The sequence below is a fragment of the Halobacteriovorax marinus SJ genome, from assembly GCF_000210915.2.
In the GTDB taxonomy this organism is placed as follows: Bacteria; Bdellovibrionota; Bacteriovoracia; order Bacteriovoracales; family Bacteriovoracaceae; genus Halobacteriovorax; species Halobacteriovorax marinus.
Map to the genome: position 1 here is coordinate 378,219 of NC_016620.1, position 13,587 is coordinate 391,805.

The following is a 13,587-nucleotide window of genomic DNA, read 5'->3' on the forward strand; positions in this document are numbered from 1 at the left end:
GTATAAATGAGTAAAAGAAAGGTTGTTGCGGTAATCACAGCAAGGGGAGGAAGTAAGAGAATTCCTCGCAAAAATATTAAGCCTTTCTTGGGAAAGCCATTAATTGAGTATTCTATAAATGCTGCTTTGAAGTCAGGGCTTTTTTCTAGAGTTCTTGTTAGTACTGATGATGAAGAAATTAGAGAAGTTTCCATTAGTGCTGGAGCAGAAGTGCCTTTTTTAAGGTCTAAAAAAAACTCTGATGACTTTTCAACAACTTCAGATGTATTGTGCGAGGTGGTTGAGCAACTTGAAGGGGTAGGTGAGTATTATGATGATATTTGTTGTTTATATCCAACTGCACCGTTTGTAACTTCGAGCAAGCTGAAAGAGTCTTACCAGATAATGCAAAAAACTCAGGCTAAAAGTGTCGTTTGTGTTACAGAGTACGCAAGTAACCCACAAAGATCGTTTAATATTACAATTGATAACCTTCAGTTCAATTTCCCAGAGTTCTTAAATACAAGATCTCAGGATCTTGAGAAATGGTATTACGATTGTGGCCAATTTTATTGGTTAGATGTGAGAGAATTTAAATTAGATAAAAAGATTTTTACCAATTCATCAGCACCTTTTATAGTTTCTTCTTTAGAATCCCAAGATATAGATACTCTTGAGGATTGGAAATTAGCAGAGCTCAAGTATTCGCTTATGAAGGGGTCTGTGTAGTGACTTCAAGTATTGTTTTTCGAGTGGATTCAGGGGCTCATATTGGCAATGGACACCTTTTTAGATGCTTGTCTTTGGCCGAAGAGTTTAGAGAAAGAGAGTTTAATGTAAGCTTTATCTGTAGAAAGCATCATCAAAATAGAAATTTATATATTAAGGAGAGAGGCTTTGATTTAAGAGAGTTGGAATCAAATAATGATTTAATTGATCTTAATAATTCTGAGATGTGGCTAGGGCAAACTAAAGAGGCTGAGGTTATAGAGGTAAATGAACTACTCAGTAAAATAAGCAATGTTTCTCTATTAGTAATTGACCACTACAGTATCGATGTTGAGTTTGAAAAGTTATTTGATGTTGATAGGATTTTGGTTATTGATGATCTGGAAAGAGAGCATTGTGCAAATATTATTATTGATCAAAGTTTGTCATCGTCAGGGACTCTTTATAAGAGAAAAAATCAAAGGGAAGAGGCGAAATATTTGTTAGGGCCAAGGTTTGCATTAATTAATAAAAAGTTTAGGAGAATGAGAGAAGCCAACTCTAAGAGAGGTAGTAAGAGAGTTCTCGCATACTTTGGGGGATTGGATCTTACAAATGAAAGTATGAAAGTTGTAAATGCTTTCTTATCCTTAAATATAGAAGGCTATAGTATGCGTGTAATTCTTCCAACTGAACATAAGGACTTTCTTGCTCTAGAAGAGATTGCACGACAAAAAGAGTCGATAGAGCTTCTAAGTTACACAGCTACAATGGAAAAAGAAATTGCAGAATCTGAGCTTTGCTTAGGGGCAAGTGGTGTTTCGATATGGGAAAGAGCTTGTTTATGTAAACCCTCGATTGTTATTACCTCTGCTGATAATCAGCTCGCAGGCTCAAAGAAGTTATTTGAAATGGGATTATTGAATCTTTTAGGTTCGGGGGACTCAACGACGAGTGACTCTTGGAAAAGTGCATTGAGTGAATATTTTGATAACCCTTTGAGGTATCAAGAAGTGGCAATGGAGCTTAGAAAAATCTGTGATGGAGATGGTATTCGTAGGGTTACTGATATAGCGATAGAGGAATTAGCAAGTTGAACAGTGAGTCTAATACATTAATCTTGGGGACAATTGAGAGTGGAGAATCCACTTTGGGAAAAGTACCCTTTGCTACATGGAGCCTCATCAATAACTCAAACAATAGTGGTTTCGACGATATAAAGTTTCCAAACGATCCCTTATCTACCCATTCGAACTTTGAAGCGATAGAAAAAAGTTATAATGAATATTATAAATATTACTTTCCTAGGGTAGTGTCATACCTGAATAAGATAAATGATACAAATTTATCGGCAAAGTACTGGAGTGTTATTATAGCTCCCTGGTTGTCGTGCTTAATTCAGACTGTCTTAGAGAGAAATATGAGACTTTCTATTCTTTTTGAAGAGCATGGGAAATCGAACCTTAAATTGAATGGAATAAACTTTCTAAATGAAGAAAGTCTTTTTGAAGACTCTTATGATTTCCAGGTTAATGGAATGAGGAACCCATACTTTCAAGAGTGGATCTTGAGTAGACTAATCGAATTGAGATGTAAGGAAGTTCCTAAAGGGTGGCATTTAGTTAAAAAAAGCATTCCTTTTAAAAAATTAAAGATACAGTCCTCTGATGGAATCAAAGAAAAATCCAAATTCTTTATAAAGAATCTTTTTTCGATCTATGGAGTAAAAGGCATATCATTTTTCGATAATTTGAAATTTAGCCTGACACTTTTACTCTCGAGAAAGAAAAGTATTAAGGAAACATTGTTTGAAAGTAGCCGTATTGATGGATTAGACCTTTGGAGTCTTATCTTATGCTCTATGCCTAGAAGGTACAAAACGATTTCAAGTCGAAGGAATTTGTTATCAGGTATCTTTTTGAAGAAAGCAATTATTGTCAGTGGAACTCAACTCTATACTGAGGATAAACAAAAAGAATACTTTGCTGATTTTGTAGAGGCCGGCGGGATGCTATATAGTGTTCAACATGGCTCTCACTATGGGTACATAAAGTACTATACTTACTGTAATGAGGTTGAGTATAAGCATGATGGGTTCATAACATGGGGATGGAAAAAGCAAGGACATTATCAAGGTCGATTTATCCCATTGAAGAGTCCTCAGATTTCGGAATTTTCTAAATCTGTAAAAGAAGAGAAAAGTAATGATATTGTTTTCATTGGAACTGCAATGCCTGCTTGCTTTGACAATATCATGAGCATTACACAGTCAAATAAATACCTATTTTATAGGAAAGATAAAATTTCCTTTCTAAGGTCACTAGATAGTAACGTTTTTAAAAACCTCTATTATAGGCCTTATTTTAATTTTGAATACTTGTATGCAGATGAAGAATATGTAAAAAGAAATGTTCCTTCTATTGAAATACTGAAGGGAGATTTACACTCTAAGTTAACTGATTCTAAGTTAGTGATTATGGATAACCCTGGAACAACACTTAATTTATGCATGGGAGCAAATATTCCAACTCTTTGTTTTTGGGAAGAAGGGGATTATATTTATACGAGCGATGGGAAGAGGTTGTTTGAGAGCTTAGTTCAAGCGGAAATCCTGTTTCACTGTCCTAAGAAGGCAGCAGAAAAAGTAAATGAGATAAATGACGATATTCAAAAATGGTGGCTTTCTGAGACTGTTCAGAAAGCAAGAGCGGACTGGGTGGATGAGTACGCTTTACTAGGTTCTGATTGGAGATCGGACTGGATGGAGTTTTGTAAGAAAATATGAAGACTAGCTATTTAAGTAACTATATTAAGCTGTATTTCTGGCAAATTATTGCAATCGTCCTAAACTTTGTGTCAATGTTTATCGTTTTACCTTACTTATCGAGTAATAAGGTTATATTTGGAATTTATTCTCTTTGCTTATCTTTTAATATTTTTCTAAGTTATGCTGACTTAGGCTTTATTGGTGCTGGATTTAAGTATGCAAGTGAAGCTTTTGCTAGAAAAGATAAAGAAGGTGAGCTGGAAGTTATTGGCTTTACAACTTTTATTTTACTTATTGCTGTTTGTATTTTCTCAGCAGTAATGCTCATGGGGGCATTTGATCCTTCTCTTTTAATTTCTGATATAGGTAACGGCTCTGAAATAGATATAGCAAAGAGTATGTTCTTTATTCTATCTCTATTTTCAATAACTACAGTATTGCAAAGAGTGTTGCAGTTTATCTATGGGGTTAGGGTTGAGGACTTCATTGTTAGAAAAATTAATATTCTAGGGCATATTGCAAAAATTTCATCTGTATTCTACTTCTTTAGAGAAGGTTCCTATAATATTATAGGATATTATCTATTCTTCCAGGTTGTTAATCTTTTATGTGCCCTAATTGGCCTTGTGGTAGCACGGAGAATTTATTCACTAGATCTAAAGAAGCTGGTTAAGAATATTAGATTCTCATGGCCTGTTTTTTATAAGGTTAAGTCTCTTGCGCTTACTTCTTTCATTATGTCTGCTCTCTGGATTGCTTATTATGAAATAGATTCCCCTGTTATTGCTAAATTTTATGGAGCGAATAAGCTTGCATATTATGCGATAGGTTTAAGTTTACTTTCCTTTCTACGATCAATATTTGGTATATTATATTCCCCTTTTTCTGCTAGGTTTAATCATTTTTTAGGGCTTAGGGATGAAGAGGGGTTAAAAAGATTTTACTATAATACAATAGTTTACCTTCTGCCGATGAGTGTATTTTCTGTTTTAACAATTACCATACTGATGGAGAATATAGTATTTACTTGGGTTGGACAGCAATACTCTGAGTCTATTGTAACGGCTCAGTTACTAATTTTGACATTCTTATTTGCTTTTAATAATTATCCGGCGGGAATTCTTCTTATGGGAAAAGAGAAGAATAATGAGCTTAGAATTGTTAACTTATTTATTGCAGTAGCTTTTTGGCTAATTATTTTGTTACTCAATAATCAATATGACTATCAGTCCTTTGCGATATCAAAGTTGATAGTCTTTAGTGTGTCTACAGTGTTTTATGTGTACTTTACGAGAGATTATATATTTGGAGCTAATAAATATATTAAAGAGATTATAGTTCCAATGTTTGTAGGTGCAATTACGACTTCTGTTGTAGCCTATTACTTCTCATTGATATTGCCGGTGGGGCAAAGCAAAGCAAATTTATTCTTAGTTGCTGCTGCTTGTGCTATTTGCTGCTTTTGTGGGCTGTTGAGCTACTTTGTAAGCAATAGTAAGTTTAGAAAAGATATAGTGTCTACTGTAAAAGAGACTAACTATTTTAAAACTTCTAAGTGAAATGTTAAGGAGTTTAGCGGATATAAATGAGATAATTTATGCTCATAGATTCGTGTATGCTTTTCTGCAAACTTTATCATTAACTTGTGCCATGGTTTTATTCCAGGCCTTTTCCATTCTCTATCAAACTCAACGTTTTTTACACGAATTGTACTTTTAGAGTAACAATACTTCTTAAAATAATCATGGTCTGGGTCAAAATAATTAAACCACTCCGCAGTAAAGAGGTTTTTATGAGTTGGGTCTATTGCTGAGTAAAGGCTTCTAAAATATGGAACTCCAACATGTATTGTTGCTCCAGCCTTCGAAATTCTAAATAACTCATTTACACAATCAAATGGGGAGTCTAAATGCTCCAGTACCTGATCCATCCAAATTTCTTCAATCGCGTTGTCTTCAAAAGGATATGGGAAAACATTCAAGTCATGAACGACATCAACATTCTCTAGTTGTAAGCAATCCACTCCAGTATATCCAATTCTCTTAGAGTTTCCGCACCCAATATCTAGCTTCATACTTCCCTCTTTGTCATTTAAGACAATTATACTGAAAATTATAAATATGTCTTGTTACTTTCTGGAATAAATAGCTTTAAGTGTCTATAATTTACCATATGGAAAATACTAAAAAACGAACACTTGTTATTGGTGGTAGTGGCTTTATTGGAACTCACACTGTCAACTCTCTGCTTGACCAGGATCACCAGGTTGGAGTTATTTCGCGAAGCATAGGTATCCATAACAATGTTGAATATTATTGCGGAAATATTTTAGACGAGGATTTTTTATCTCAGTCTATTTCTGACTTTGATCCAAACTTTGTCATTCATCTTGCCGGTTCAAAAAATAGGTCTATTCAAATTGATGACTTTAAAAGTGATATTAATACAAACTTAAATGGGACATTAAATATTTTTGGATGTTTAATTTCTCTAAAGTCTCTAGAGCAAGTGATTGTTGTAGGTTCTACAGAAGAGTATGGAGATGCAGAATCGGTCCCTTTTGTAGAAAGTATGAATGAAACTCCGATTAGTAGTTATTCCTTTTCTAAAACTTGTACTAAGTACCTGGCAGAAACTTTTGCTCGAGTTTACGGCTTACCTGTAGCCTATGTAAGGCCTTCCATTGCTTATGGACCAAGGCAAAACCCTGATATGTTTATTTCTTCACTTTGTACGACTCTTCTAAAAGGAGAGAGGTTTCAGATGAGCTCTGGGGAGCAAAGAAGAGATTTTATATATATTGATGATTTAGTAGAGCTGTTTATGGCAATAATTAACTTCAATTCTCCTGTGACAGGAACTTTTAATGCAGGAGGTGGTTCTAGTGTGCAGATTAAGAAAATTGCAATGATGATTGCTGATAAATTATCTAGTGAGAGCTTAATTGATATTGGGCATATTAAAACGAGAGCATTAGAAAGCGATGAACATTTATTAGATAATTCAAAAGCGTCCTCTCTTTTAAATTGGAATCCTACGACTTCCCTAGAGGAAGGTATTAGTAAAACAGTAGAATTCTTTAGTAAGAGTACTCATGAAGAGTAATTTACACTATCATTCAGATTGCCCTTTTTTTGGTGGTTGTGAGAATATGATTGCTAATTTCTTAAATAGTGATCAAATACACGATCAATTTAGTGTAAGTTTCACATATAGAAAGTCGGCTAGGTATGAAGCAGGACTTAGGCAGAGAGTAGAGAAAAATATTCTGAAAAAAGGATTAATACTATTCTGTTGGCCATCGTACTTAGGTTGGATTAACTCTAAATTCCCTAGTATTATATCCTTGATAATTAAAGGGGTTTCCCTTTTACTTCAATTTAAAACTATTTTCTTCTTAATTGATATTTTTATTCTTTATTTTACCTTTAGAAAAAGAAATATAGACATTCTGCACATTAATAATGGAGGATTTCCTGCTGCAACATCTGCTAACTCTGCTGTTATTGCAGCAAAAATGCTTGGAATAGAAAAAATATTTTATGTTGTGAATAATATTGCTTCACCATATTCAAAAATAGATAGAATATTTGATTGGCCAATTGATTACCTTGTAAAAAAGAGTACTACAAAGTTTATAACTGGATCTAGGTATGCTGGAAAAGAATTAGTAAAAGTATTAGAACTTCAGACTGAGCAATATTCTACTATTAATAATGGGATTTCACATCGTCCTCTAAGTGAAAGTCGAGAAGAGGTTTTAGAACGGTTAGGTATTCCTACTACAAGAGTTATTGTAGGTATCGTAGCAAATCTCGAAAAAAGGAAAGGACATAAGTACTTACTTTTGGCATTTGCAGAGATTATTAAAAAAGTTGAGAATGCTTTTCTTATAATTGAGGGTGATGGAGAGGAATTAAACAATATACAAAAAGATATTGAAAATTTAAATTTAAAGAATTTCACACTTCTCATTAAAAGAGAGGAAAGAATTTTTAACTTAATAAATGCATTTGATGTACTAGTGCTGCCTTCCATTTATAATGAAGACTTTCCTAATATTATTATCGAAGCAATGAGCCTCGAAAAGCCCGTTGTGGCCACAAGAATAGCAGGGATTCCAGAGCAAATTGACCAAGATAAAACAGGTCTAATTGTAAAACCTAAAGATGTAGAAGAGCTAACATCGTCTCTTAGTTCTTTGATATATGATAGAGAGATGAGAGAGAAGATGGGGCAGTTCGGAAAAGTTAAATTTGAACAAAAATATGAAGTAAATGTTTCTATAAGTAATTATATTGATTTATATACGAATCAGAATTTGGAGTTAATATGATAGAAGGCGTTAAGATAACACCATTAAAAACTATAGCTGACGATAGAGGAAAGATAATGCATATGCTCAGAAGTGATGCTGAGCACTTTTCTAAGTTTGGAGAAGTCTATTTTTCTTTTGTAAATAATGGCGTGATTAAGGCCTGGCATTACCATAAGGAAATGACTATTAATTATGCTGTCCCTGTAGGAAAAATAGATTTCGTCTTATATGATTCAAGAGAAGAGAGTTCCACTTTTGGGGAGACACAGGTTATAACGATGAGCCCTGAGGACTACTTCTTAGTGACAGTACCACCTAGAGTTTGGAATGGTTTTAAAGGCTTGAGTACTGAGCCAGCTATGGTTGTTAATTGTACAGATATACCACATCGTGGCGATGAAATTGAGAGGTTAGACTTTAATACAGATAAAATTCCATTCAAGTGGGACTAAATTGTGAAAATTCTTGTAACTGGAGGAGAAGGATATGTTGGAGGTAGAGTTACCAGCTATCTGAGAAAAAGTAGTAAGTTTGAAGTAGTTACAACTTCTACTAATAAAGATTCCTCCAACTCTATTTATTTTGATTTGTGTGATGACTCTAACCTTTTTGATAAAGTCAGAGATGTAGATACACTTGTTCATCTGGCAAGTGTTAATGAAGTGGTGTGTGCACAGGATCCAGAAAAGGCTTTGAATGTTAATACTCTCGGTAGTTTTAAACTAATTAGAGATGCGATCGAAGCTGGGGTAAGAAGAATAATTTACTTTTCAACTGCACATGTTTATATGTCTCCTCTTGTAGGTAATATCTTCGAAGAAACAGCTACTCGTTCTACTCACCCCTATTCTTATACACATAAGTTTGTAGAAGATTACCTTTTTACAGCTCATGATAAGGGAGATGTGGAAGCCGTTGTTCTGAGATTGACGAACTCATTCGGTGCACCAGAAAAAAAGTCTGTTAATAGATGGACATTACTAGTAAATGACCTATGTAAAAAAGTTGTTCATACTAAAGAGCTCCACCTTAAAAGCTCAGGTGTACAGAAGAGGGACTTTATAACGCTTACTGATGTTTCAAGAGCTGTTGAACATTTCGTAAACTTAGATATAGATAAAATTGAAAATGGACTATTTAACCTCGGAGGGGAGAACTCGATGAGGGTAATAGATATGACTACTTTTATTCAAGAACGATGTGAAGCTGTACTTGGGTTTAAGCCTGAAATAATAACTCCCAGTTTGAATAGTGATGAAGCTAGTGAAGAGCTAAATATCTCAATAGAAAAACTCAAAAAGACAGGCTTTAGACTAGAAAATAATATTAAAGAGGAGATAGATAGAATGCTACTTTTTTGTAAAGATAATTTTAAAGAGTAGGATCCAATGGCCATTGTTTCAATTATAATTCCAACATACAATCATGCCCACCTTATTTCAAGATGCCTTACTTCTTTAATTTCCCAGTCCTTTTCTGATTGGGAGGCGATAGTTGTGAATAACTTCTCTTCGGACAACACTATTGATGTTGTAAATAGCTTTCAGGACCCTAGAATTAAAATTATTAACTTTAATAATAATGGAGTTATTGGAGCAAGTCGTAATAAAGGGTTAGAGGAGGCCAGTGGAGAGTATATTTCATTTCTTGATAGTGATGATTTTTGGAAAAAAGATAAGCTTGAGATTTGTGTTTTGAAACTAATTGATGGAGCAGATATTGTTTATCATCCAATGGAAATATACACTTCGAAAGGAGAGTCAGGGGAAGTAAAGTACTCTAGAAAGCTCTCAAGGCCTGTTTTTAATGATTTTATGTTACATGGAAATGAAATCATCAATTCGAGTGTCGTGATAAAGTCATCTATAATAAAGAAAGCAGGAGGATTGAGTAACTCAAAGAAACTTTTTGGAGTCGAAGACTATGACTTGTGGATAAGAGTTTCAAGAGTGACTGAAAAATTTGAATTTATAGATATGTGTTTAGGTTACTATTGGGTAGGAGAAGGGAATAACTCAAATCCTTCTCCTGAGTATATTGAAAGATATAAATTTTTATATTCACAATACTCTGCATTTGTCCCTTCTGAATTAACTTCAAAGCATAAAGCATTTGTTCAATATGAGATTACAAGACAGGCTCACAAGTGCGGAGAACTTCAAAGTTCACGAGTATACTTCGAAATTTTTTATAGATTAGATACATTAAAGCAAAAGTTGAAGGCCTTCTACTTCGGACTTAAATTGTCCCTAGGTTTTTAATTTTTCTAATCATTAAGAGAAGAATTAGTTCTGAGAATATAAGGCTATATACTGCCCCTTTTAGTCCAAAATAATGAATAAAAGGGAAGCAAGTCACGAGTAATATTGTTCTACTTATAATAATTTTCTTGTTGTACTCTTTTATATTTTGAAAAATAAGAATATATTTTGAATAAAAGTACGTTGATATCTTTAAAAATATCAGTATTGAGGAAGTCTTTGCAATTGGGATGGAGTCAATATAGTTATCTCCAAGCAAAAGGGGAATATAGAAGTCAGCACTTAAGTAGAGAAGTAATGAGAAAACTAATCCTGAAAACAGGAGGAGGTATTTATTTCTGTTGTATCTTACAACGAATTCATTCTTACCATAGTCTGCCCAAGAGTTTGTAATAGTATTGCTAATAGTATTTACAAATTCTTGAGATTTAAAAGTGTACATAGTTCCAGCTTCATATAGACCAATTAAGGATGGATTTATAAAACTGACAAATGCTTTATCAATTGAATTACAACTAATAGTAACAAAGTGAGTAAGTGTAAGCTGTAATGATTCTTTAATATAATCTATTTTCTCATTGGACTCTTTCAAATATTTTTTACAAGTACTATAGCTTAAATAGCTTAAAGTAAATTGATAGAATACTCCTCCAATGAGAACAATATTAATATTCTTTGTGAAATAAGCCGTAAGTCCAAGTCCAGAAAACCTTAGAAGAGATGAAAATACTAAGAGATAAGTTAATTCTTTAAACCTCTTAAATGCAGGTAAGACGTCATGATGTTTCTCATAAGTTCTTAAGCTTATAAAAACCAGCGAGAAAATAATTAGTTTAATATCAAAGTATTTACTCTGAATTTCAAAGATGTTACCTAGGGCTACTGCCATAGTGATTATAAAAAATGAAAAAAGAACTGAAGTATAAAACGAGAACCGATATATACTCTTATAAACGCCAACTTTTTTGTGATGAATTGATTTATTCAACAGTATATTTCCACCAGGTATACTAATAAAATTTAGTAGCTCTATCATTACAAAACAAATCGTAACTTTATTAAAATCCTCGAGACTTAAACTACGGGCAAGCAATGTGATAGTAGAAAGTCCAATAAAGGTTGTAAGTACTTTTCCCGTTAAAGTAATATTGATACTCTTCATAGTTTCTTTTGAGAGTATTTTAAGTATATTAGAAATGAGCTTATTCATTGTAGACTTTTACTGTTTCTAATATACAGTTTTTTATTTCGTATTTATTTTGAAATTGGGCTGATCTTGCATTGTTAATCTTATTTAAAAATGAAGATTTGTTGCCTAGTTCATAAAGGTAATCCTGTGTCAGTAGATCTTTGTGTCCAGTTACATTACTTACGAGAACTTTTCTATTTGAAGATATTGCCTCTAATAAAGAGTAAGGTAAGCCTTCACCCTTTGAAGCACTTACAAAAATCGATATTCGTTCTAAGAATTTAGGGATATCTTCTATTTTTCCAAGGAATTCAACATTCTTTGGGGCAATGCTATTCAGGTACTCCCATTCTTCACCATCTCCAGCAATCAATAACTTAAGGTGAGGAAGTTCTTCCATAAATTGGACCAGTTCTAAGTTATTTTTATGAGGGTCTAGTCTTGAGATCGTTCCTATCGTATTTGATGGGCCTAAAGGAATATTTTTAAATTTCGATGTATTTATCCCATTTGGAATAACGACAAGATCTCTTTCATTGGCAAGGTTTAAATTGATTGCATTTTTCATTTCACTATCTGAGACAGAGATAAACTTCTTTGTAAAAAACTTAAGTATAGACTCTATAAAGATAATGATTCTTTCTTTTAAGTTTTTTGGCCTGTGAACACCATGAAATGTGTGAATTACATCAAAACCGAAAGGGCTTAAGAGTCTCGAGTATATACCAGCGCCTCTACCATGGGAATGAATGGTGTTTATGTTATTTTCTTTACAGAAAATTAATAATTTGAAGAATGTATTGACTTGAAATTTTCTGTGAGGAAGTTTAAGAAAGCCTTTTGAATTTTTAATAAATAGTTTGCCATAAGGCTCTTCTAAGGGGGCTGCAATATACACATGACTTGTTTCTATATGAGTTACAAGGTCATAAAGGTGTTTAGGACCTCCTCCTGTATCAGATCTTGCAGAAATATATAATATATTCTTATTAATACGCATTCTTATTGATAAAGCCCTTTACAAATGTGAGTAAGAGAATTTTAAAGTCTAAAATCAGCGACCAATTTCTTATATAGTAAATGTCGCATTCAATTCTTTTTGAGAGATCTGTGTCTCCTCGCCAACCATTTACTTGCGCCCAGCCGGTGATACCAGCTTTCATTTTATGTCTAAGCATATAGTTTGGAATTTCATTTTTAAACTTCTCCACAAAGAATGTTCTCTCTGGTCTTGGTCCAACTAAAGACATATCACCTATTAATACATTCCAAAGTTGAGGTAGCTCATCTAAGCTCGTGGACCTAATAAATGAGCCAAATTTTGTTTTTCTAGGGTCTTCTTTCGATGACCAGGTTGTCTGATCTTCATTGTCATTAGCAACTCTCATTGATCTAAATTTCCACATATTAAACTTTCTTCCATTGATTCCAACTCTTTCTTGTCCATAAAAGATAGGGCCAGGGCTTGAAAGCTTAACCCCAATTGAGAGCATAAGCATGAAAGGGGAGATTATAAGAAGGCCCATGAGTGAAGCTAAAAAATCAAAAAGTCTCTTTAGAAAGAGTTCAAATGAAGAAAATGATGGCTGATTAAAGGTAAGAATTGGTATCCCTGCAAACTCTTCAATTTGATGCCCTACTAGAGAGAAAGAGAGATCAGGAAGAAGCTGAATTGGAACAATATCGTTATAATTCTTTTGTAGAAACATTTTTTGCTTATCTATACTACTTGAATCGTAAGATAAGATAATACTATCTGGAGTTATATTTTTCGAATACTCATCATAGCTTTGAGTTATTTTTTCAACTTGTATGGATGTGTCACTAGGGGGATCAATCCATCCCATGAAAGATATTCCACTGTCTTTATATTTCTTTACAGCATGATAATAATTCTCAATATTTTTTCCGTCACCCACAAGTAATACATGTCTTAAGTTCTTTCCTTTTGCTCTTAGAGTTCTAAGAAAATTTCTAATCGTAATTCTTGTAACTAGTAATATTGTGGATGAAATTGAAAAATAAATTGCTAGGTGAATTCTAGAAAGTCTTTCAAACTTTAAAAAGTATAGGATAACGATAAGAGCAATAAAGCTAAAGAAGTTGGCTTTTAATGTATTGAGAATTTCAATAAAGCGTGATGAAAACCTTTGAGATTTATAGAGTTCGAACTTGTCAAAGAAGTATAGTGAAATAGGTATTAATATAAGTCCAACTTTAAAAAAATCTAAAAATAGTCCTTGTTGGCCATCTGGTATAAAATTGAATCTTACATAATAAGCTATAAGCCATGCAATGAGGATGATTGTTGAGTCTATAATTCTTTGCAAAAGTGCAAACGTCTTCTCGCTTTCTTTAAGCATGA

13 protein-coding genes are annotated in these 13,587 nt (G+C 33.3%); 9 read left to right on the forward strand and 4 right to left on the reverse strand.

Annotated elements, in window-relative coordinates:
* Positions 1-6 precede the first annotated feature (6 nt).
* From pseF to BMS_RS01785, 4 genes are all read left to right on the forward strand, one after another.
* Positions 7-708: a pseudaminic acid cytidylyltransferase gene (gene pseF, locus BMS_RS01770; protein ID WP_014243071.1), complete on the forward strand. Its 702-nt coding sequence runs from the start codon at positions 7-9 to the stop codon at positions 706-708.
* The gene (gene pseG / locus BMS_RS01775) at positions 708-1,784 is read left to right on the forward strand and encodes a UDP-2,4-diacetamido-2,4,6-trideoxy-beta-L-altropyranose hydrolase (RefSeq protein WP_044557184.1); all 1,077 of its coding nucleotides are present in this window, start codon (positions 708-710) and stop codon (positions 1,782-1,784) included. The genes pseF and pseG overlap by 1 nt, the downstream gene beginning before the upstream one ends.
* 53 nt (positions 1,785-1,837) lie before the next feature.
* Positions 1,838-3,472, forward strand: coding sequence for a hypothetical protein (locus BMS_RS01780; RefSeq protein WP_157868214.1), 1,635 nt, complete (start codon positions 1,838-1,840; stop codon positions 3,470-3,472).
* A gap of 74 nt (positions 3,473-3,546) precedes the next feature.
* Positions 3,547-5,013, forward strand: a complete 1,467-nt coding sequence (locus BMS_RS01785) for an MATE family efflux transporter (protein WP_157868215.1) — start codon at positions 3,547-3,549, stop codon at positions 5,011-5,013.
* On the opposite strand, the gene BMS_RS01790 is transcribed toward BMS_RS01785, so the two are convergent.
* Positions 4,992-5,528, reverse strand: a complete 537-nt coding sequence (locus BMS_RS01790; RefSeq protein WP_014243075.1) for a class I SAM-dependent methyltransferase — start codon at positions 5,526-5,528, stop codon at positions 4,992-4,994. The two genes, BMS_RS01785 and BMS_RS01790, sit on opposite strands and share 22 nt — an antisense overlap.
* A gap of 98 nt (positions 5,529-5,626) precedes the next feature.
* On the opposite strand from BMS_RS01790, the gene BMS_RS01795 reads away from it, so the two are divergent.
* Genes BMS_RS01795 through BMS_RS01815 form a run of 5 tightly spaced genes read left to right on the forward strand, consistent with a single transcriptional unit; the run spans position 5,627 to position 10,033 of the window.
* Positions 5,627-6,559 carry an NAD-dependent epimerase/dehydratase family protein gene (locus BMS_RS01795; RefSeq protein ID WP_044557186.1) on the forward strand — a complete coding sequence of 311 codons (933 nt, stop codon included), beginning with the start codon at positions 5,627-5,629 and terminating at the stop codon, positions 6,557-6,559.
* The gene (locus BMS_RS01800; protein WP_014243077.1) at positions 6,549-7,790 is read left to right on the forward strand and encodes a glycosyltransferase family 4 protein; all 1,242 of its coding nucleotides are present in this window, start codon (positions 6,549-6,551) and stop codon (positions 7,788-7,790) included. The genes BMS_RS01795 and BMS_RS01800 overlap by 11 nt, the downstream gene beginning before the upstream one ends.
* Positions 7,787-8,224: a dTDP-4-dehydrorhamnose 3,5-epimerase family protein gene (locus BMS_RS01805; RefSeq protein ID WP_014243078.1), complete on the forward strand. Its 438-nt coding sequence runs from the start codon at positions 7,787-7,789 to the stop codon at positions 8,222-8,224. The genes BMS_RS01800 and BMS_RS01805 overlap by 4 nt, the downstream gene beginning before the upstream one ends.
* A 3-nt stretch (positions 8,225-8,227) precedes the next feature.
* Positions 8,228-9,154 carry an NAD-dependent epimerase/dehydratase family protein gene (locus BMS_RS01810; protein ID WP_014243079.1) on the forward strand — a complete coding sequence of 309 codons (927 nt, stop codon included), beginning with the start codon at positions 8,228-8,230 and terminating at the stop codon, positions 9,152-9,154.
* A gap of 6 nt (positions 9,155-9,160) precedes the next feature.
* Positions 9,161-10,033: a glycosyltransferase family 2 protein gene (locus tag BMS_RS01815; protein ID WP_014243080.1), complete on the forward strand. Its 873-nt coding sequence runs from the start codon at positions 9,161-9,163 to the stop codon at positions 10,031-10,033.
* On the opposite strand, the gene BMS_RS01820 is transcribed toward BMS_RS01815, so the two are convergent.
* From BMS_RS01820 to BMS_RS01830, 3 genes are all read right to left on the reverse strand, one after another.
* Positions 10,011-10,922, reverse strand: a complete 912-nt coding sequence (locus BMS_RS01820) for a lipopolysaccharide biosynthesis protein (protein ID WP_157868216.1) — start codon at positions 10,920-10,922, stop codon at positions 10,011-10,013. The two genes, BMS_RS01815 and BMS_RS01820, sit on opposite strands and share 23 nt — an antisense overlap.
* Positions 10,923-11,235: 313 nt before the next feature.
* Positions 11,236-12,222, reverse strand: coding sequence for a glycosyltransferase (locus tag BMS_RS01825; protein WP_014243082.1), 987 nt, complete (start codon positions 12,220-12,222; stop codon positions 11,236-11,238).
* Positions 12,212-13,585 carry an undecaprenyl-phosphate glucose phosphotransferase gene (locus tag BMS_RS01830; protein ID WP_014243083.1) on the reverse strand — a complete coding sequence of 458 codons (1,374 nt, stop codon included), beginning with the start codon at positions 13,583-13,585 and terminating at the stop codon, positions 12,212-12,214. The genes BMS_RS01825 and BMS_RS01830 overlap by 11 nt, the downstream gene beginning before the upstream one ends.
* Positions 13,586-13,587 lie beyond the last annotated feature (2 nt).